Below are 20,998 nucleotides of genomic sequence, written 5' to 3'. Positions count from 1 at the left end.
GTGATGGAACAACTTTTGCAGGACTGTCGACAGAAGTCTGTGGTGCGTGTCACAGTGACCGCATGAACGAGCGCACGAGCTCCCCGGTGCTGGACGTCACCGGCCTGTCGAAGTCCTTCTTCGGGGTGCCGGTGCTCGAGGACGTGGACCTGCGGCTGCACGCCGGCGAGGTGCACGGGCTCGTCGGCGAGAACGGCGCCGGCAAGTCCACCCTGATGAAGGTGCTCGCCGGGGTGCACGAGCGGGACGCGGGCACCGTGCAGATCGGCGGCACCCCCGTCGAGTTCCACCACCCCACCCAGGCGCACGTGGCCGGGCTGTCGACGGTGTTCCAGGAGTTCAACCTGCTGCCCGACCGCACCGTGGCCGAGAACGTGTTCCTCGGCCGCGAGCCGCGCCGGGGCCTGCTCGTGGACCGGCGGGCCATGAACGCGAGGACGAGCGAGCTGCTCGAGGACCTGGGCATCACCAGCATCCGGCCGACCACGACCGTGAGCTCGCTGTCCGTGGCCCAGCAGCAGATCGTGGAGATCGCCAAGGCCATCAGCTACGACGCCCGCATCATCTCCATGGACGAGCCGACCGCGGCCCTCGCCGGCCCCGAGGTGGACCTGCTCTACGCGATCGTCCGCCGGCTCCGGGCGCGCGGCACCGCCATCCTGTACGTGTCCCACCGGCTGAAGGAGATCTTCGACCTGTGCGACACCATCACCGTCCTCAAGGACGGCCGCGTGGTGGGCACCGAGCCCGCCTCCGCCATGGACGACGCCGCCCTGGTGCGGATGATGGTGGGCCGCCCGATCTCCGCCTACTTCCCGGAGGCGGTGCCCGGCACCGGGGTGGGGCGGGAGCTCCTGAGGATCGACGGCGGCGGCAACGACCAGCTCGACGGCATCGACCTGACCCTGCGCGCCGGGGAGATCGTGGGGGTCGCCGGGCTCCAGGGCTCGGGGCGGACGGAGCTGGTGGAGGCCGTCTTCGGCGTCCACCCGTTCACCCGCGGGTCCATGGCGCTGGGCGGCAGGCCGTACACGGCCACCTCGCCCCGGCAGGCCGTCCGTCAGGGCGTGGCCCTGATCACGGAGGACCGCAAGTCCCAGGGGCTGAGCCTCGACCAGTCCATCCTGGACAACGCCCTGGGCGTGATCCGCTCCGTCTTCCCGCGGCGGACCGCGGCGGCCCGCAAGGACGTCCCCGGGGTCCTCTCCTCGCTGGAGGTCGTGGCCCGGGACCTGGACCAGGAGGTCCAGTACCTCTCGGGCGGGAACCAGCAGAAGGTCGTCCTCGCCAAGTGGCTGGCCGTGGACCCGCGGGTCGTGCTGCTCGACGAGCCCACCCGAGGGATCGACGTGGGCGCCAAGATCGCCGTCTACAACCTCATGCGCATGCTCGCCGCGGAGGGCAGGGCCATCCTCATGGTCTCCAGCGAACTGCCGGAGGTCCTCGGCATGTCCAGCCGGATCGTGGTCCTGCGCGACGGCCGGATCGCCGGTGAGCTCCCGCCGGACAGCACCGAGGAGCAGGTGCTGCGGCTGGCCACCGGCGCCCGCACGGAAGGGGCGAGACCGTGAACGCGTTCTCGAGGCTCACGTCCACCCACATCGTCTACCTCGTGGTGCTGCTCACCGTCGTGGTCGGCACGGTGCTCGTGGGCGCCACCGGGCGCAGCTTCGTCAGCGCCGGCAACATCTCCGCGATCCTCACCGGGACCAGCGTCCTCGGCTTCATCGCGATCGGCCAGACGCTCGTGATCCTGGTGGGGAGCCTCGACCTGTCCGTGCCGTACGTCATCAGCCTCGCGAGCCTGCTCTCGGCCGGCCTCATGGCGAACCAGCCCGGGAACATCCTGCCCGGCGTGGCGCTGGCCCTGGTCGTCTCCGCGGGCATCGGCCTGGTCAACGGCCTGGTGGTGTCCGGGCTGAAGGTCCACGGGTTCATCGCCACGCTGGGCACCGGGCTCGTCGTCAGCGGCTACCTCGCCACCAACTACAAGGGCAGCTCGGGGCAGACCCCGGTGGCCTTCCGCCTCATCGGGGCCACGGGCATCGGCCCGGTCCCCATCTCCACGCTGATCATGCTGGCCTGCGCGGGCGCGGTGCTGCTCATGCTGACCCGCAGCCGCCTGGGCCACCACATGTACGCGGTCGGCGGGGACATCCGGGTGGCCCGGATGTCCGGGATCCGGACCGGCACCCCGATCGTGGCCGCCCACGTCATCTGCTCCGTCATGGCCGGTCTCGCGGGGCTGCTGCTCGCGGCGCGGCTCGGGGTGGGCAGCCCCACGATCGGGTCCCAGGGCGGGTACGACCTGCTCTCCATCGCCGCCGTGGTCCTGGGCGGGACGCTCCTGGCGGGCGGCAAGGGATCGCTGGTGGGGACGCTGGGCGGGGTCCTCATCTTCGCGATGATCGACAACATCATGAGCGTGATGCAGATCAACCCGTTCCTGAAGGACGTGGTCCGCGGCATCGTCATCGTCGTAGCCGTGGCCGTCTACGCCCGGCGCCGGGTGGTCAGCCGGCCCGCGCGCTTCGACGACCGGAGCGGGCGGACCGCGCAGGAGGTCACGGCATGAGCGCCACCGTCACGGACCGGACCGCGGTCCTGCAGCAGAACCGGTCACCGTGGCACGAGCGCGTGCTGCGCGGGCTGCGGACGCCCGGCGGGGCCGTCTTCGTGCTCCTCCTGGTGCTGATGGTCGCGGCCGTCGCCGTCAACCCGTCCTTCGGCGAACCGGGCTCGCTGATCCGGTTCGTCGGCCGCACGGCGCCGATCGCCATCGCGGCCATCGGGCAGTACTTCGTGATCGTCTCCGGGGAGTTCGACCTGTCCATGGGTTCGGTGGTCACCGCCCAGGTGTTCGTGGCCGGCAACCTCATCGGCCAGGACGACAGCCGGACGGTGCCCGTCCTGGTCCTGATGCTCGTCCTCGGCGCGCTCGTGGGCCTGGTCAACGGACTGGTCACCACGCTCCTGAAGGTGCCGAGCTTCATCGTCACCCTCGGCACCATGCTCGCCCTGCTCGGGCTGGTGCTCTACTGGACGGGCGGCGCCGCGACGGGGAACCCCGCGGACAGCTTCCGGCAGATCGGCCGCGGCGGAATCCAGGACGTCCCGGTCCTGGGGATCCTGCCCTACCCGGTGGTCCTGGTGACGGTCGTCGCGCTCGCCGCCCTCTGGCTCATGCGCCGGCCCTACGGCCGCACGCTCGTCGCCGTGGGCGACAACCCCCGGGCCGCCGCGCTGACCGGGGCCCGGGTCTGGTGGGTGCGCACCCGGGCGTTCATGCTCTCCTCCCTGGCCGCCACCGTGGCGGGGATCATCCTCGTCGGCTACGCCGGCGTGCACCCGTCCGTGGGGCGCGGCTACGAGTTCACGGCCATCACCGCCGTGGTCCTCGGCGGGGTCGTGCTGGGCGGCGGGCGCGGCTGGGTGCTCTCCGCGGCCGCCGGCGCCTTCGCCCTCGAGACCCTCTTCGCGCTCCTGAACTTCCTGGGGGTCCAGTCGACCTGGCGGGACACCGTCCAGGGCGCGATCATCATCCTCGCCGTCGCCGCCGGCACCCAGACCTGGAAGCGCCGCCGGCGCGGCCGGACCGCGGCGGCGCAGGAGCCGAGACGTGCCATCGCAGCACCGCCCACCCCGGGCACCGACGAGGAAGGAACATGATGCGCCGAAGCATCCAGTCAAGGATCACCGTGGTGGCAGCGGCAGCGCTGCTGGGACTGACCGCCTGCACCACCGACCAGTCGATGGAGGAGCCGCCGCCCGCCGAGACGGGGGGCGCGGAGGCCGCCGCCACGCCGGCCCCGGAGGGCGGTGACGAGTGGTTCGACCAGGCGGAGTACGACCGGCAGCTCGACCAGCGCTCCGCCTCCTTCGAGGGGGACCCGGAGCAGCCCTGGACGCAGTACATCGACGGGGAGACGACCGCCACAGGGGAGTTCGCCGCCGACGGCCCGCAGAAGGTGTGCTTCTCCAACGCCTCCATCTCCAACCCCTGGCGCCAGACCGGGTGGATCACCATGAACGAGCAGCTGAAGGTGCTCCAGGACTCCGGGGTGATCTCCGAGATGGAGACCCGCGACGCCCAGGACGACGACAACACGCAGATCGCCGACATCGACTACTTCATCGCCGAGGGCGAGTGCGACGGGTTCATCATCTCGCCGAACTCGACCGCCGCCCTGACGCCCGCCGTGGAGCGCGCGTGCGAGACCGGCAAACCGGTGGTGGTCTTCGACCGCGGGGTGGAGACCGACTGCGCGACGACGTTCATCCACCCCATCGGCGGCTTCGCCTGGGGCATCGACTCGGCGAACTTCCTGGTGGACAACCTGCAGGAGGGCGACAAGGTGGTGGCCCTGCGCATCCTCCCGGGCGTCGACGTCCTGGAGCAGCGCTGGGCCGCGGCCGAGCGGATCTTCGAGGAGAACGGGATCGAGGCGACCGACTACTTCACCGGCGCCGACCCCACCGAGATCAAGAAGATCATCTCCGACGAGCTCGCCACCGGGGACGTGCAGGGCGTGTGGATGGACGCCGGCGACGGCGCCGTCGCCGCCATCGAGGCGTTCGAGGACGCCGGCGCGGACTACCCGGTGATGACCGGCGAGGACGAGATGAGCTACCTGCGCAAGTGGGAGGACACCGGCCTGACCGGCCTCGCCCCGGTGTACTCGAACTTCCAGTGGCGCACCCCGCTGCTGGCGCTCGAGCAGATCTTCGCCGGTGAGGAGGTCCCCGCCGAGTGGGTCCTGCCGCAGGAGCCGATCACCGAGGAGCAGCGGGCGGACTTCCTCGCCGACAACGAGGGGATGCCCGACGGCCACTACGCCAAGTTCGGCGGCGAGGACCTGCCGGGCTACCCCGACGTCTGGCGGGACCGCGTCATCCCCTGACCCGCCCGACCGCGCCCTGCCCGCCACCGGCCCGGCCCCGGGAGACCCCGGCGGCGGGCGGGGCGCCATCCAGCCCACCGCACCGAGAGGAGGCAGACCCGTGCAGCGCCCGATCGCCGTCAACACCTGGGTGTGGGAGTCCCCCCTCACCGACGCGAACCTGCCCCCGCTCCTGGCGAGGATCGCGGACATGGGCTTCGACGCCGTCGAGCTCCCGCTGGAGAACGTCGGCGACCTCTCGGCCGGGGTGGTGCGGGACGCCCTCGGCGGGCTCAGCCCGCTGCTCGTCGGCGCCATGGCGCCCGGGCGCGAGCTCGTCCTGGCGGACGACGCCGTGATCACCCGCACCCAGCACTATCTCAGCGCCTGCATCCGGCTGGCCCACGACATCGGCGCGCCGGCCGTGTGCGGGCCCTTCTACGCCCGCACGGGCCGGGTGTGGCGGATGGACGCGGCGGAGCGCGCGGACGCCTACGCGCAGCTGCGGCGCCGTCTCGCCCCGTTGGCCGCCGAGGCCGAGGCCGCCGGGGTGGTCCTCGGCATCGAACCGCTCAACCGCTACGAGACGTCCCTGCTCAACACCACCGCCCAGGCGCTCGAGGCCCTCGGGCCGCTGCTCGGCCACGGCGTGGGACTGGCCCTGGACACCTACCACCTGAACATCGAGGAGCGCTCCTCCGCCGACGCCGTCCGGGCGGCCGGCCGGCACCTCGTCCACGTCCAGGTCTGCGGCAACGACCGGGGAGCCCCCGGCGGGGACCAGACGGACTGGACGGAAATCTTCGACGCCCTGGACGCCGTCGGCTACACCGGCGCCCTCAGCATCGAGAGCTTCACCGCCCGCAACGCCAGCATCGCCACCGCCGCCTCGATCTGGCGGCCCCTGGCCGAGAGCCAGGACCAGCTCGCCGAGGACGGACTGGCGTTCCTGCGCTCGTGCGCCGCCCGGTCCCCAGGAGGACACCCATGACCACCACCGTGCCCGACCCCGCCGTTCCCCCCGCCCACGGGAGCGCCGCCCTGGGCGTCGCCGTGCTCGGCCACTCCTTCATGGGCAAGGCCCACTCCAACGCCTGGCGCAACGTCAACGCCTTCTACCCCACGCCCCGCGTGGCGCAGAAGGTGCTGGTGGGCCGGGACGCCGGGCACGTGGCCGAGGCCGCCCGGCGGTACGGCTGGGAGGAGAGCGGCACCGACTGGCGGTCGGTGCTGGAACGGGACGACGTCCACGTCGTCGACATCTGCACGCCCGGCCACCTGCACGCCGACATGGCCGTGGCCGCCCTCGAGGCCGGCAAGCACGTGCTCGTGGAGAAGCCGCTGGCCAACACGGTGGCCGAGGCCGAGCGGATGGCGGCCGCCGCGGCGGCCGCCCGGACCCGCGGCGTCCACTCCATGGTGGGCTTCAACTACCGCCGGGTGCCGGCCCTGGCGCTGGCCCGGCAGCTGATCGCGGACGGCCGCGTGGGCCGGGTCCGCCAGGTCCGGGTCAGCTACCTGCAGGACTGGCTCGCCGACGAGCACGCGCCCATGACCTGGCGCCTGCGCCGGGAGACCGCCGGGTCCGGAGCGCTGGGCGACCTCGCCTCCCACGCCGTCGACCAGGTGCGCTTCCTCCTGGACTCGCCGGTCACGTCCGTCTCCGGGACGCTCACCACGTTCGTCCCCACCCGGACGGGGGAGGACGGCCCCGAGCCGGTGACCGTCGACGACGCCGCCTGGGCCACCCTGCGCACCGCCTCCGGGGCGGTGGTCGGCCTGGAGGTCTCCCGCTGCGCCACCGGCCGCAAGAACGCCCTCGGGATCGAGGTCTACGGATCGCTGGGCGGGCTGCGCTTCGACCTCGAGCGGCTCAACGAGCTGCACCTGTTCGACGCCACCGCGCCGCCGGACACCCAGGGCAGCAGCCGGATCCTCGTCACCGAGGCCACCCACCCCTACGTGGGGGCGTGGTGGCCGGCCGGGCACGTCCTGGGCTGGGACCACACGTTCACCAGCCAGGCCGCCGAGCTCCTGCGGGCCATCGACACGGGGGCCCCGGCCGCCCCCGGGTTCGAGGACGGCCTGGAGGTCCAGCGGGTGCTCTCCGCCGTGACGGACAGCGCGGCGCGCTCCGGCGCCACCGTCCACCTCTGACCCCGGACGAGCGGAGCACCGCTCTCCCCGACCCGAAGGACCGACGATGGGACACCACCCCTACACGCTGTTCACCGGCCAGTGGGCCGACCTCCCGCTCGAGGAGGTCGCCGAGCTGGCGGCCGGCTGGGGCTACGACGGCCTGGAGATCGCCGTCTCCGGCGAGCACCTCGACGCCTGGCGGTGGGACGACGACGCCTACGTCCGGGACCGGCTCGACATCCTCGAGCGCCACGGCCTCGGGGTGTGGGCCATCTCCAACCACCTCAAGGGCCAGGCCGTCTGCGACGACCCGATCGACTTCCGGCACGAGTCCATAGTGGGACCCCGGGTCTGGGGCGACGGCATGCCCGAGGGAGTGCGCACCCGCGCCGCCGAGGAGCTGCAGCACACCGCACGGCTCGCGCGGAGACTGGGCGTGGACACCGTGGTCGGCTTCACCGGGTCCTCCGTCTGGCAGTACGTGGCGATGTTCCCGCCCGTCTCCCAGGAGGTGATCGACGCCGGGTACCAGGACTTCGCGGACCGGTGGAACCCCATCCTGGACGTCTTCGACGAGTGCGGGGTGCGCTTCGCCCACGAGGTCCACCCCTCCGAGATCGCCTACGACTACTGGTCCACGCACCGGGCGCTGGAGGCCATCGGCCACCGCCCGGCCTTCGGGCTGAACTGGGACCCCAGCCACTTCCTGTGGCAGCAGATCGACCCGGTGGCGTTCATCTCCGACTTCGCGGACCGGATCTACCACGTGGACTGCAAGGACACGAAGATGCGGACCGGCGGTGGGCGCAACGGCGTCCTGTCCTCGCACCTGCCCTGGGGCGACCCCCGCCGCGGCTGGGACTTCGTCTCGACCGGGCGGGGCGACGTGCCGTGGGAGGACAGCTTCCGCGCCCTCACCGCCATCGGCTACGACGGACCGATCTCCGTGGAGTGGGAGGACGCCGGCATGGACCGCCTCCGGGGCGCCCCGGAGGCCCTGGCCTTCCTGAAGCGCTTCGACTTCGCCCCCTCCGGCGCCTCGTTCGACGCCGCCTTCCGGCAGTAGCCGGTCCGGGGCGGCACCCGGGCGGACCCCGGTGTCAGCCGAACGGCGTCGTGGACACCGGCGGCCGGCAGGCGCACGATGGAGACCCACACCGCAGGAGGAACCATGGGCGAGGTCGGCCGGCAGGCCACAAGGGCGGCCGACGCCGCGGACGACGCGACGGACTCCCGCGGGTTCGTCCTCGCGGCCCGCGCCGGGTACGTGGCGGCGGGCCTGCTGCACGTCATGATCGGGGTCATCGCGCTGCGCGTGGCCACCGGCGGCTCGGGCTCGGCGGACCAGTCGGGGGCGGTCGCCGCGCTCGCCGGCAGCCCGGGCGGCACCGTCCTGCTGTGGGCGTGCTTCCTCGGCTGCGCGGCGCTCGCCGTCTTCCTGTTCAGCGAGATCTTCTTCGGCGCGACGCAGCGCTCGGACCGGGACCGGCTCAAGCACCGCGTCAAGATGGGCGGCCAGGCGGTCGTCTACGGCGCCATCGGCGCCGTGTTCGGGACCTACGCCCTCGGCGGCACGAGCGACAGCAGCGGGTCCACCCAGTCGCTCAGCGCCCGGCTCATGGCGCACCCGGCCGGCACGGTGCTGCTGATCGCCGTGGGGCTGGGCCTCGTCGTCGCCGGCGCCTTCTTCGTCCACCGGGGCGTGACGAGGTCCTTCCGGGAGAACCTGAAGAGCCTGCCGCCGGGCACGGCCGGCAGGGGGGTCATGTGGCTGGGCACGGCCGGCTACGCGGCCAAGGGCGTGGCCCTGGCGGTGCTCGGGGTGCTCGTCGTCGTCGCCACGGTGCGCAGCGACCCGGAGCAGTCCTCGGGGCTGGACGGTGCGCTCAAGGCGCTCCAGGAGCAGCCCTTCGGGGCGTGGATCCTCGGGGCCGTGGCCCTGGGCCTCATCTGCTACGGGGTCTTCATGGTGGTCCGGGCCAGGTACCAGCGGATGTGACCGCGCCCTCCCGGCGGGCCCTCCTGGCGCGCCGCCCGGGCGTCCGGAGCTGCCGGCCGACCGGCCTTCGCGGGGCGCGGCACGAGGAATAGAATGGTCCCATCCGCACCGCGGTCACCTGGGGGACGTCATGTCTGAAGAGCAGCACACCGTCAACGAGGACGCGCCGTCGTCGGGCTACCGCCTCCTGGACCGGTTGAACCAGATCGCGCTCAAGATCTACGGCGCGGCCGATCGCGTGGCGCCGGAGACCCACGGCGCCGGGGAGAGCGAACGGGCCCACGCCTGGTACGAGGAGTGCCAGAAGCACTTCGTGATCGAGCGGGACGAGCACGGCAACGAGTACCTCTACCACCGCGACGACTCCCGCGGCGGCCCCCGGGCCGGGACGTCCCGCAACTGACGACTCCCGCCCGCGGCCCCGCGCGTCAGCGCATCATGCGCAGCGCGTCCACGAGCCCCGTGGTGCGCCGGCCGAGCAGCCGCGACAGGTCCCCGGTGACGAGGTCCAGGGCGCCGTCCTCGATGTTGGCGTCCAGTGCGACCAGGAACCGCGCGGTGCTCTCGTCCACGCCGGTCCGCTCCAGCTCCGCCAGGTGCTGCTCGGGCGTGAGCCGCCGGTAGGTCACCTCCCGGTCCAGGACCTCGGTCAGCGCGGCGGCCAGCTCGTCGAAGCTCCACGCCACGTCCCCCGAGAGCTCGTAGGTCTGCCCCGCGTGGCCGTCCTGGGCGAGGACCGAGGCGATCGCCTCCGCGTAGTCCTCGCGGGTGGCGCTGGCCACCCGGCCGTCCCCGGCACTGGCCAGGACCACGCCGGTGGTCTCCGCGTGCCGCAGGGCCGGCTCGAAGTTCTCGGTGTACCAGCCGTTGCGCAGGATCGTGAACGGGAGCCCGGACGCGGCGATCGCCTCCTCCGTGGCCAGGTGCTCGTCGGCGAGCAGCAGCTTCCCGCGGTCGGCGCCGAGGGCGCTGGTGTAGACGAGGCGGGAGACCCCGGCCCGGACGGCGGCGTCGACCGCGTTCCGGTGCTGGGGAACGCGGATCCCCACCTCGCTGCTGGAGATCAGCAGGACCGTGTCCGCCCCCGCGAACGCCTCGTCGAGGGTCGCGGGCTCGGTGTAGTCGGCCCGGACGGTGGCCAGGCCCAGCTCCCGGAGGGCGCCGAGCTTCTCCTCGTCGCGGCCGGCGGCCACGAGGTCCGGCAGCTGCACGTCCAGGCGCAGCAGGGAGCTGATGACGTGACGGCCCAGCCGGCCGGTCGCGCCGGTGATGACGATGGACACGGTGTTCCTCCCGGTGGTGGCCCGGCCGCTGCCGGCGGGGCCCGCCGGCACCCGCCCGGCGCGGCGGTGTGTCCTGTGCAACGGGCGGCGCCCGCGGCGTATTTCCGGCGTGCGGCCCCGGCGGCCGCGGGGCCGATCGCCTCCGGAGGAACCCGGCCTCCGTGTCCGGGGCGGCGCGTAGCCTGGTGCCATGAGCCTCGCCCAGAAGATCAACCGTGTCGTCGCCCCCTTCGAGGTCATCTCCGACTACGTGCCCGCCGGCGACCAGCCCCGGGCCATCGAGGAGCTCGCCGCGAGGATCGAGGCGGGGGAGAAGGACGTCGTGCTGCTCGGAGCCACCGGCACCGGCAAGTCCGCGACCGCCGCGTGGCTCATCGAGCGCGTCCAGCGGCCCACCCTCGTCATGGTGCAGAACAAGACGCTCGCCGCGCAGCTCGCCAACGAGCTGCGGGAGCTGCTGCCCAACAACGCCGTCGAGTACTTCGTGTCCTACTACGACTACTACCAGCCCGAGGCCTACGTGCCGCAGACGGACACCTTCATCGAGAAGGACTCCTCCATCAACGAGGAGGTCGAGCGGCTGCGGCACTCCGCGACCAACGCGCTGCTGACCCGCCGGGACGTCGTCGTGGTCGCCACCGTGTCCTGCATCTACGGTCTGGGCACCCCCGAGGAGTACGTGGCGCAGATGGTCACGCTGCGCCGGGGGGAGGAGATGGACCGCGACGAGCTGCTGCGCCGGTTCGTGAACATGCAGTACGCGCGCAACGACGTCGACTTCCACCGCGGCACGTTCCGCGTGCGCGGGGACACCGTGGAGATCATCCCGATGTACGAGGAGCACGCGGTCCGGGTGGAGTTCTTCGGCGACGAGATCGAGTCGATCTACACCCTGCACCCGCTCACCGGGGAGATCATCCGGGAGGAGACGGAGATGTACGTCTTCCCCGCCTCCCACTACGTGGCCGGCGCGGACCGGATGGCCACGGCCGTGAAGTCCATCGAGGACGAGCTCGCCGCGCGGCTGAAGGAGCTGGAGTCCCAGAACAAGCTCGTCGAGGCCCAGCGGCTGCGGATGCGCACCACGTACGACCTCGAGATGATGGAGCAGATGGGCTACTGCAACGGCATCGAGAACTACTCGTTGCACATCGACGGCCGCCCCCGCGGCTCCGCCCCGCACTGCCTCATCGACTACTTCCCGGACGACTTCCTGCTGGTGGTCGACGAGTCCCACGTGACGATCCCGCAGATCGGCGGCATGTACGAGGGGGACATGTCCCGCAAGCGCACCCTCGTGGAGCACGGCTTCCGGCTGCCCTCGGCGATGGACAACCGCCCGCTGAAGTGGGACGAGTTCCTGGGGCGCATCGGCCAGACCGTCTACCTCTCGGCCACGCCGGGCAAGTACGAGCTGTCCCAGGCGGACGGCTACGTGGAGCAGATCATCCGGCCCACCGGGCTGATCGACCCCGAGGTGGTCGTCAAGCCGACCAAGGGGCAGATCGACGACCTCCTCGACGAGATCAACGTGCGGGTCGAGCGGGACGAGCGCGTGCTCGTCACGACCCTCACCAAGCGCATGGCCGAGGACCTCACCGAGTACCTCATGGAGCACGGGGTCAGGGTCCAGTACCTGCACTCGGACGTGGACACCCTCCGCCGCGTGGAGCTGCTGCGCGAGCTGCGGATGGGCACGTTCGACGTCCTCGTGGGCATCAACCTGCTGCGCGAGGGCCTGGACCTGCCCGAGGTCTCCCTGGTGGCGATCCTCGACGCCGACAAGGAGGGCTTCCTGCGCTCCACGACGTCCCTCATCCAGACGATCGGCCGTGCCGCCCGCAACGTCTCCGGCCAGGTGCACATGTACGCGGACCGGATCACCGACTCCATGGCCACGGCCATCGAGGAGACGAACCGGCGCCGGGAGATCCAGGTCGCCTACAACACGGAGCACGGGATCGACCCCCAGCCGCTGCGGAAGAAGATCGCGGACATCACCGACCAGCTCCAGCGCGAGGAGGAGGACACCCGGGAGCTGCTCGCCCGCCGTGCCGCCGCCGGGAAGAAGACCGCGCCGACCGGGGCGAAGGGCGGGCGGGACGCCGTGACGGCCGCGGAGGACAAGCTGCGCCGGGACGGGTTCGCGGCCGCGCCGGCGGAGGACCTCACGGACCTCATCGCGCAGATGACGGAGCAGATGCAGGCCGCGGCCGCCGAGCTGCAGTTCGAGCTCGCCGGGCGGATCCGCGACGAGCTCGCGGACCTCAAGAAGGAGCTGCGGCAGATGCAGCAGGCAGGGCACGCCTGAGCCCGCTCCGGCCGGGACCGGGACCCGGGGCCGCGTCCGTTCCCGGCGTTCTCCCAGGTTCGGGTAGAGTGCTCTCCGCGTAGGGGAGTATCCCTCAGCGCTGCGGTCGTCAGCACGCCGGGCAACGGAGCCGGGCCGGTCGCAGCGACCGCACCTCGGCACCCGGGCCTCCAGCCCGCCGGGGGCGGTGGAGAGACTTGCGGCTCATCGTGATGCCCCGGTCCGCCCCGTTCCCCGGACGACGCCGGCCCGCGGGCTCACCCATCTCCAAGCGAAAGAACTCGCGTGCACACACAGCTACCCGCGTGGTTCGAGATCGGCTCCTTCGTCGTTCTCGGCTGCATCCTTCTCTTCGACCTGATCATGGTCGCCAAGCGCCCCCACGAGCCCTCCATGAAGGAGGCCGGCATCTGGGTGGGCGTCTACGTGGCCCTCGCCCTGGTCTTCGGCGCCCTGATGTTCGCCTTCGCGGGCGCCGAGCAGGGCACACAGTTCGTGGCGGGCTGGATCACGGAGTACAGCCTCAGCATCGACAACCTGTTCGTGTTCATCGTGATCATGACCCGCTTCGCGGTGCCGCGGAAGTACCAGCAGGAGGTGCTGATGGTGGGCATCATCATCGCGCTGGTCCTGCGCGGGATCTTCATCCTGCTGGGCGCCACGATCATCGCAAACTTCTCCTGGGTCTTCTACCTCTTCGGCGTCTTCCTTCTCTGGACGGCGTACCACCAGGCCAAGGACGACGGCGAGGACGAGTCGGAGGAGAACGGCCTCATCCGCAGGCTGCGCACCGTGGTCCCCATGACGGACCGGTACGACGGCAACAAGCTGCGCACCACCGTGGACGGCAAGAAGCTCTTCACCCCGATGCTCGTCGTCTTCGTGACCATCGGCGTGACCGACCTGATGTTCGCCTTCGACTCCATCCCGGCGATCTTCGGGCTGACCCAGAGCCCGTTCATCGTCTTCACGGCCAACATCTTCGCCCTCATGGGCCTGCGCCAGCTCTACTTCCTGCTCGGCGGGCTCATGGAGCGGCTCATCTACCTCAAGCACGGACTGTCGCTGATCCTGGCGTTCATCGGCGTCAAGCTCATCCTGCACGCCATGCACGAGAACGAGGTGCCCTTCATCAACGGCGGCGAGCACATCGGGTGGGCCCCTGAGATCTCCACCTTCGTGTCCCTCGGCGTGATCGTGGCCATCATCGTGGTCGCCACGGTCGCCTCGATGGTCAGCCCGAAGGGCCGGTCCGCCCACGCCGTCGCCGAGCTGCACCGGGCCATCGAGGTCTACCGGGGCATCCCGGAGGGCACCCCCACCCAGGAGATCCGCATCGTGCAGGCCGAGCTCGTGCAGAAGCACCGTGCGGCCCGCGGCGCCTCGGAACGCTCCGCCGTGGAGCTGCCCGACCTCCACGAGCACACGGGCAAGACCGCGGAGGAGCACCACAGCGAGAGCCGGCACCTGGAGCACGCGGAGCACCGGGAGGCCCGGCACTGAGCACCACCGCAGGCTGAGCGCCCGGGTCCGTCCTCGACGGCCCGTGCGGGGAGGGGCCCGGTCCGCCGCACGGCGGACCGGGCCCCTGGCCGTGCCGGCCGGGACGTCCGTATAGACTGGGCCGAGCCTAGGGGAGTATCCCTCAGCGCTGTGGACGTCAGCACGTCGGGTGCCACAACCCGGCCGGACGCAGCGGTCGAGCCCAGCACTGGACCGGAACGGTCCGGCGGGAACGGCGGAGAGACTTACGGCTGTCCCGTACTCGACCCCGAAAGCAGAACCATGGAAGTCTCACTCACCGTCTGGATCGTCACCATCGCGGCCATCATCGGCCTGCTGCTCTTCGACTACGTGTTCCACGTGCGCAAGGCCCACGAACCGCAGCTCAAGGAAGCCGCGATCTGGTCCGCGATCTACGTGGGCATCGCCCTCCTCTTCGGCCTGTTCGTCCTCGTCCAGTGGGGCGGCCGGTACGCCGGCGAGTACTACGCCGGGTACATCACCGAGAAGGCGCTGTCGGTCGACAACCTCTTCGTCTTCCTCATCATCATCGCGTCCTTCAAGGTCCCGCGCGAGGACCAGCAGAAGGTCCTGCTGTTCGGCATCACGTTCGCCCTGATCGCCCGCACCGCCCTGATCTTCGTGGGCGCCGGGCTGATCAACCAGTTCGCCTGGATCTTCTACCTGTTCGGCCTCATCCTGCTGCTGACGGCCGGCTCCCTGATCAAGGGCGAGCTGTCCGAGTCCGCCCACGACGAGGCGGACAACTTCATCATCCGCACCGCCAAGCGCTTCATGCACACCTCCGACGAGTACGACGGCGACAAGCTGTTCACCATGGAGAACGGCAAGAAGGTCATGACGCCGATGCTGCTCGTGATGGTGGCCATCGGCGGCACCGACGTGCTCTTCGCGCTGGACTCCATCCCCGCGATCTTCGGCCTGACCCAGCAGACCTACCTGGTGTTCACCGCCGTGGCGTTCTCCCTCATGGGCCTGCGCCAGCTCTACTTCCTCATCGACGGTCTCCTGGACCGCCTCATCTACCTCTCCTGGGGCCTGGCGATCATCCTCGGCTTCATCGGCGTCAAGCTCATCCTGCACGCCCTGCACGAGAACAACCTGGGCTTCATCAACAACGGTGAGCACGTGGAGGTCGTCGAGGTCGGCATCAGCCTCTCGCTGACCGTCATCGTGGGGGTGCTGATCATCACCGTCCTGGCCTCCCTCTACAGCCCCAAGGGCCGGGCCCTGCGCGTGCTCAACGGCCTGCAGACCGTCGCCGAGAAGTACGTGACCCTGCCGCAGGACGCCCCCGCCGGGGAGCGCCAGAAGCTGGCGGAGAAGGCCGCGAAGTACCAGCGGCAGATGCCGAAGATCTCCGACAAGCACCGCCAGGAGCTGCTCGAGTCCGAGAAGCAGTTCCACGAGCTCCTGGACCGCGCCCGCGGCAAGCACCGCGAGTTCGAGCGCACCGGGGTGGGCCCGGAGCCGGACGCCGTGCCGGCCCCGGAGGCCGAGGCCCTCTCCGGTGCCCGGGCCGAGACCCAGGAGTCGGCCGGCACCACGACCCCGGACGCCCCCCGCGGCGGCGGCAGCTCCGCCGTCTGAGCCACCCCATCCCGGTGCCCCGCGCACCGGGAGCAGGAGCCCCCGGCGCGCACCGAGCAGGTGCGCACCGGGGGCTCCGTCGTCGTGGGAGGGACCGCCGGGCGGCCCCGGCTCAGCGGCCCGTCTCGGTGATGGGCCCCACGTTGTCCACGACCACCGCGGGGAAGCCGTCCTCGTCCGAGGCCCGCAGGTCGATGCGGGCGTTGATGCCCCAGTCGTGGTGGCCGTCCGGGTCGTCGAAGACCTGCACCACGGTCCAGAACCCCGGCAGGCCCTCGGGCTGCTCGTCGATCCGGATCAGCCCCGGCCCCCTCGACTGGGGGTCCGTGTAGATGTCCTCGTGCTCGCCGAAGTACGCGTCCATGGCGTCCGCCCACCGGTCCCGGTCCCAGCCGTGCTCGCCGTCGAGGGCGCCCAGGACCTTGTCCTTCTCGTCCGCGAACAGCTCGACGCGCTGGAACAGCGCGTTGCGCACCATGACCCGGAACGCCCGCGGGTTGGACGTGATCACGGGGGGCTGCTCGTCGATGAGCTCCTCGAGGGAGTCCGCGGAGGTGCCCATGGGGGACTCCTCCCCGGCGGCCAGCTTCTCCCACTCGTCGAGCAGCGAGTTGTCGGTCTGCCGGATGAGCTCGCCCAGCCACTCCACGAGGTCCTCGAGGTCCTCCCGGAGCAGGTCCAGGGGCACGGTCTGGCGCAGCGCCTTGTAGGCGTCGGAGAGGTAGCGCAGCAGGATGCCCTCGGAGCGGGCCAGGCCGTAGAACTGCACGTAGTCGCCGAACGTCATGGCGCGCTCGTACATGTCCCGCACCACGGACTTGGGCGTCAGCTCGAACTGCGCCACCCACGGGGCGCCGGTGCGGTACGTCTCGAACGCCTGGGTCAGCAGCTCCTCGAGCGGCTTGGCGTAGCTGACGTCCTCGAGCTCCTTCATCCGCTCGTCGTAGTCGAGGCCCTCGGCCTTCATCGACGCCACGGCCTCCCCGCGGGCCTTCTTCTCCTGCATGTTCAGGACCTGGCGGGGCTTCTCCAGGGTCGCCTCGATCACGGAGACGACGTCCAGGGCGTAGCCCGGGTCCTCCCGGTCCAGCAGGGTGAGGGCGGCGAGGGCGAAGGGGGACAGCGGCTGGTTGAGGGCGAAGTTCTCCTGCAGCTCCACGGTCAGCCGCCAGGTGCGGCCCTCCTCGTCGGGCTCCGGGAGCTTCTCGACGACGCCGGCGGCGCGCAGCTCCTTGAGGATGCCGATGGCCTGCTTCAGCAGGGCGCGCTGCCGCGGCCGCGTCTCGTGGTTGTGGGTCAGCAGGTGCCACGCCGCGAGCACCGGGTCCCCGGGGCGCTGCAGGAGGTTGAGCAGCATCGAGTGGGTCACCGTGAAGGACGAGGTCAGCGGTTCCGGATCGGAGGCGACCAGGGTCTCGAACGTCGGCTTCCCCCAGGACACGAAGCCCTGCGGCGGCTTCTTCCGCACCACCTGCCGCAGCTTCTTCTGGTCGTCGCCGAACTTGGCGTGGGCCTTCTTCATGGCCTTGTTGTTCTCGATGACGTGCTCGGGCGCCTGGACCACCACGGTGCCCGCCGTGTCGTAGCCGGCGCGCCCGGCCCGGCCGGCGATCTGGTGGAACTCGCGGGCGTTGAGCCGGCGGGTGCGCTCGCCGTCGAACTTGGACAGCGCCGTGATGACCACGGTGCGGATGGGCACGTTGATGCCCACCCCCAGGGTGTCGGTGCCGCAGATGACCTTGAGCAGCCCCGTCTGGGCGAGCTGCTCCACGAGCCGGCGGTACTTGGGCAGCATCCCGGCGTGGTGGACCCCGATGCCGTGGCGGACCAGCCGGTTGAGGGTCTTGCCGAAGCCGGCCGAGAAGCGGAACCCGGCGATGAGCTCGCCGATGCGCTCCTTCTCCTCCTTGGTCAGCACGTTGACGGACATCAGGTTCTGGGCCTGGTCCATGGCCTGCAGCTGGGAGAAGTGCACCACGTAGACCGGGGCCTGGTTGGTGCTCAGCAGCTCCTCGAGGGCCTCGTGGATGGGATCCTCGGACCAGTAGTGGTGCAGCGGGATGGGCCGCTCCGCGGAGGACACCGTCGTGGTCGGGCGGCCCGTGAGCTCCGTGATCCCCTCCTCGAAGCGGGAGACGTCTCCGAGCGTGGCGCTCATGACCAGGAACTGCGCCTGGGGCAGTTCCAGCAGCGGCACCTGCCACGCCCAGCCGCGCTGCGGGTCGGAGTAGAAGTGGAACTCGTCCATCACCACGGGCCCCACGTCCGCGTCCCGGCCCTCGCGCAGGGCGACGTTGGCGAGGATCTCCGCGGTGCAGCAGATGATGGGGGCCGCGGCGTTGACCGCGGAGTCCCCGGTGACCATGCCGACGTTCTCCGCGCCGAAGATCTCCACGAGCGAGAAGAACTTCTCGGACACGAGCGCCTTGATGGGGGCGGTGTAGTACGAGCGCTGCCCGGCGGCGAGACCCGCGTAGTGCGCCGCGACGGCCACCGTGGACTTCCCGGACCCGGTCGGGGTCGCGAGGATCACGTTGGACCCGCTCGCGAACTCGAGCACGGCCTCGTCCTGGGCGGGGTAGAGCTCCATGTCCCGGGAGGCGATCCAGCCGAGGAACCCCTCGTAGACCTCGTCCCCGGACAGGGCGTTGGTGGCGAAGTCGCCGCGGTAGTACGGGTGGCCCGGGGTGCCGAGCTCGGGGGAGAGGGCTTCGAGGAGTTTCATCGTCCTCCACTGTATCGGGACGGCGCGCCCCGGCCCGTGCCGGTTCCGCGCCGCCGGGGCCCGCGCGAGGACGGCGGGGCACTGGCCGGGACGCCCCGGGTCCAGCAGACTGGCCCCATGACGCACGTCACCGACCCGATGCCCTCGGACCTGGAGATAGCCCAGGCCGCCCGGCCCCGCCCCGTGAGCGAGATCGCGGCGGCCGCCGGGATCGCCGCCGACCGCCTGGAGCCCTACGGGCGCTTCGTGGCGAAGGTCGACCCGCGCCCGGACGAGGTGTCCACCCCCGAGGAGGCCGCCGCGCGCAAGCACGCCCGCGGCGTGCGGTACGTGGTGGTCACGTCGCTGACCCCCACGCCGCTCGGCGAGGGGAAGACGGCCACGGCGGTGGGCCTGGCCCAGGGCATGGCCGCCACCGGCCGCTCCGCCGCCCTGACCCTGCGCCAGCCGTCCATGGGGCCGACGTTCGGGATCAAGGGCGGGGCGGCGGGGGCGGGGTACGCCCAGCTGCTGCCGATGGACAAGCTCAACCTGCACCTGACCGGGGACTTCCACGCCGTGACGGCCGCCCACAACCTGCTGGCGGCGATGATCGACAACCACCTGCACCACGGCAACGCCCTGGGCCTGGACGCCCGCTCGATCACGTGGCGGCGGGTCCTCGACGTCAACGACCGGGCGCTGCGCACCGTGGTGGTGGGCCTCGGCGACCACCAGGACGGTGTCCCCCGCCAGACGGGCTTCGACATCACGGCCGCGTCCGAGGTGATGGTGATCCTCTCGCTCGCCACGTCCTTCGCCGACCTGCGCCGGCGCCTGGGCCGGATCGTCGTGGGCGCCACGTACGACGGCGAGCCGGTCTCCGCCGAGGACCTCAAGGCCGCCGGGTCCATGGCGGTGCTGCTGCAGGACGCCTTCCAGCCGAACCTGCTGCAGACCCTCGAGGCGACCCCGGCGCTGGTCCACGCCGGGCCGTTCGGCAACATCGCGACCGGCAACTCCTCCGTGGTCGCCGACTACGTGGCCATGGCCCACGCCGACTACGTCATCACCGAGGCCGGGTTCGGCGCGGACATGGGCCTCGAGCGCCTGGTCAACGTCAAGGCCAGGGCCTCGGGGCTGACCCCGGACGCGGCGGTGCTCGTGACCACGGTGCGGGCGCTGAAGACCCACTCCGGCCGCTACAGCGTGCGCCCGGGCAGGGCGCTGCCGGCGGAGATGCTCCAGGAGAACCCCGGGGACGTGGAGGCGGGGGCGGCGAACCTGCTCCACCACCTGGCGATCGCCCGGTCCTTCGGGATCTCCCCGGTCGTGGCGATCAACGCGTTCCCCGGGGACCACCCCTCGGAGCACGAGGCGATCCGCCGGATCGCCCGGGCGACCGGGGCGGAGGTGGCCGTGTGCACGGCGGTGTCCGAGGGCGGCGCCGGGGCGGCCGAGCTCGCCGACGCCGTGGCCGCGGCGTGCGAGCACCCGGCCGGGTACACCCCGACCTACGGGCTCACCGAGTCCCTCGAGGACAAGCTCACCGCGGTCGCCACCCGGGTCTACGGCGCGGACGGCCTCGAGATCACCCCGGCCGCGGAGCACCAGCTGGCCCGCTACGAGGAGCTCGGCTACGGGGGGCTGCCGGTCGTCATCGCCAAGACCCACCTGTCCACCACGGCGGACCCGGCCCGCAAGGGAGCGCCCACCGGGTGGTCCCTGCCCGTCCGGGAGCTGCGCGCCGCCGTGGGCGCCGGGTACCTCTACGCGATCTGCGGGACGATGCGCACCATGCCGGGACTGGGCACCTCCCCGGCGGCCGAGCGGATCGGGATCGACGACGACGGGCGCGTCACCGGTCTCTTCTGAGGCCTGCCCCTCCGGGACCCGCCTCGTCGCGGACCTGCCCGGTCCGGGACCCGCCCCGTTCCCGCCCCGGAGTGGACGGCTCACCGGCGGGGCAGCAGCTCCTCACCGGGGCCGTGCCGCCGCAGCATGCCCTCGGCGGGCGCCCACCACAGGACGGCCGCCCAGGCGTAGGCGGCCCCGGCCACGGCCGCCAGGTCGGTCCACAGCGACCCGGGGCCGCCGGCCCAGGACCACAGCACCCAGGACGCGGCGCCGCCGACGGCCGCCGCGGCCGGGACGACGGCGAGGGCCCAGACGGGCTGCACCCACCCCGCCAGGAGCAGGGCACCGACCGCCAGCAGCGCCACGGCCAGCACGGCGGCCCGCGCTCCGGCGCCGTCCGGCACGAGCCCCGGGAGGCCGGTCAGGGCCGCCACGGCCCAGACCGCCACCGCGGCCGGCACCACGAGGACCGCCCGCCCGATCTCGTCCAGGCCCTCGCGGCTCGGCACGCGCAGCGCGAGCACCGCGCTCAGGCGCTCCAGTGCGAGCACGCCGAGCACCAGCAGCAGGACCGCGGCCGCGCGCCCGAACGGCACGGCCGCCCCGAGCGGGAGCAGCAGGGACAGGGCGGCCGCACCCGCGAGGGCGGACCGCCGCAGCGCGCCGCCGCGGGCGGCGCCGACCTCCGCGGCAGTGACCGCCGGGACGGCC

Annotated in this window: 14 protein-coding genes and 2 pseudogenes; 13 read left to right on the top strand and 3 right to left on the bottom strand. The window is 71.9% G+C overall.

What is annotated here, in order from left to right:
* Positions 1-62: 62 nt before the first annotated feature.
* The 9 genes from CK505_RS10075 to CK505_RS10035 all read left to right on the top strand — a co-directional run bounded on the left by CK505_RS10075 (position 63) and on the right by CK505_RS10035 (position 9,421).
* On the top strand, positions 63-1,571 hold the full coding sequence (locus tag CK505_RS10075) for a sugar ABC transporter ATP-binding protein (RefSeq protein WP_095650985.1): 1,509 nt from the start codon (positions 63-65) through the stop codon (positions 1,569-1,571).
* The gene (locus tag CK505_RS10070; protein WP_095650984.1) at positions 1,568-2,575 is read left to right on the top strand and encodes an ABC transporter permease; all 1,008 of its coding nucleotides are present in this window, start codon (positions 1,568-1,570) and stop codon (positions 2,573-2,575) included. Before CK505_RS10075 ends, CK505_RS10070 begins: the two co-directional genes overlap by 4 nt.
* Positions 2,572-3,669 (top strand): ABC transporter permease, encoded by a 1,098-nt coding sequence (locus CK505_RS10065; RefSeq protein WP_095650983.1) that lies wholly within the window; start codon positions 2,572-2,574, stop codon positions 3,667-3,669. Before CK505_RS10070 ends, CK505_RS10065 begins: the two co-directional genes overlap by 4 nt.
* A complete protein-coding gene (locus tag CK505_RS10060; protein WP_095651023.1) occupies positions 3,669-4,901 on the top strand; it encodes a substrate-binding domain-containing protein in 1,233 nt (410 codons plus the stop codon). The genes CK505_RS10065 and CK505_RS10060 overlap by 1 nt, the downstream gene beginning before the upstream one ends.
* A 100-nt stretch (positions 4,902-5,001) precedes the next feature.
* Positions 5,002-5,871: a sugar phosphate isomerase/epimerase gene (locus CK505_RS10055; protein ID WP_095650982.1), complete on the top strand. Its 870-nt coding sequence runs from the start codon at positions 5,002-5,004 to the stop codon at positions 5,869-5,871.
* Entirely contained in the window at positions 5,868-7,037 is a 1,170-nt protein-coding gene (locus tag CK505_RS10050; RefSeq protein ID WP_095650981.1) for a Gfo/Idh/MocA family protein, read from the top strand. The genes CK505_RS10055 and CK505_RS10050 overlap by 4 nt, the downstream gene beginning before the upstream one ends.
* Positions 7,038-7,083: 46 nt before the next feature.
* The gene (locus CK505_RS10045) at positions 7,084-8,085 is read left to right on the top strand and encodes a sugar phosphate isomerase/epimerase (protein ID WP_095650980.1); all 1,002 of its coding nucleotides are present in this window, start codon (positions 7,084-7,086) and stop codon (positions 8,083-8,085) included.
* A 105-nt stretch (positions 8,086-8,190) separates the two neighbouring features.
* A complete protein-coding gene (locus CK505_RS10040; RefSeq protein ID WP_095650979.1) occupies positions 8,191-9,018 on the top strand; it encodes a DUF1206 domain-containing protein in 828 nt (275 codons plus the stop codon).
* A gap of 130 nt (positions 9,019-9,148) precedes the next feature.
* Positions 9,149-9,421, top strand: coding sequence for a hypothetical protein (locus tag CK505_RS10035; protein ID WP_017832827.1), 273 nt, complete (start codon positions 9,149-9,151; stop codon positions 9,419-9,421).
* A gap of 25 nt (positions 9,422-9,446) precedes the next feature.
* Here the strand turns inward: CK505_RS10035 and CK505_RS10030 are convergent, their stop codons facing one another.
* Positions 9,447-10,301 (bottom strand): SDR family oxidoreductase, encoded by an 855-nt coding sequence (locus CK505_RS10030; RefSeq protein ID WP_095651022.1) that lies wholly within the window; start codon positions 10,299-10,301, stop codon positions 9,447-9,449.
* Between the two features lie 190 nt (positions 10,302-10,491).
* On the opposite strand from CK505_RS10030, the gene uvrB reads away from it, so the two are divergent.
* From uvrB to CK505_RS10015, 3 genes and pseudogenes are all read left to right on the top strand, one after another.
* The gene (gene uvrB, locus CK505_RS10025; protein ID WP_017832825.1) at positions 10,492-12,612 is read left to right on the top strand and encodes an excinuclease ABC subunit UvrB; all 2,121 of its coding nucleotides are present in this window, start codon (positions 10,492-10,494) and stop codon (positions 12,610-12,612) included.
* Between the two features lie 285 nt (positions 12,613-12,897).
* Positions 12,898-13,857, top strand: a pseudogene (locus tag CK505_RS10020) (TerC family protein); the annotation flags it as partial.
* Positions 13,858-14,397: 540 nt separating this feature from the next.
* A complete protein-coding gene (locus CK505_RS10015) occupies positions 14,398-15,726 on the top strand; it encodes a TerC family protein (RefSeq protein WP_017832823.1) in 1,329 nt (442 codons plus the stop codon).
* A gap of 112 nt (positions 15,727-15,838) precedes the next feature.
* Here CK505_RS10015 and CK505_RS10010 read toward each other — a convergent pair whose 3' ends face one another.
* Positions 15,839-18,451, bottom strand: a complete 2,613-nt coding sequence (locus CK505_RS10010; RefSeq protein WP_017832822.1) for an RNA helicase — start codon at positions 18,449-18,451, stop codon at positions 15,839-15,841.
* A 117-nt stretch (positions 18,452-18,568) separates the two neighbouring features.
* Here CK505_RS10010 and CK505_RS10005 point away from each other — a divergent pair, with 117 nt between their 5' ends.
* On the top strand, positions 18,569-20,305 hold the full coding sequence (locus CK505_RS10005; RefSeq protein WP_017832821.1) for a formate--tetrahydrofolate ligase: 1,737 nt from the start codon (positions 18,569-18,571) through the stop codon (positions 20,303-20,305).
* Between the two features lie 80 nt (positions 20,306-20,385).
* Here the strand turns inward: CK505_RS10005 and CK505_RS18450 are convergent.
* Positions 20,386-20,998, bottom strand: a pseudogene (locus CK505_RS18450) (hypothetical protein); the annotation flags it as partial.

The sequence above is a fragment of the Kocuria sp. WN036 genome (genome assembly GCF_002287015.1).
GTDB lineage: Bacteria > Actinomycetota > Actinomycetes > Actinomycetales > Micrococcaceae > Kocuria > Kocuria rosea.
The sequence above is the reverse complement of the archived record's forward strand: the minus strand, read 5'-3'. Positions and strand labels throughout refer to the sequence as shown.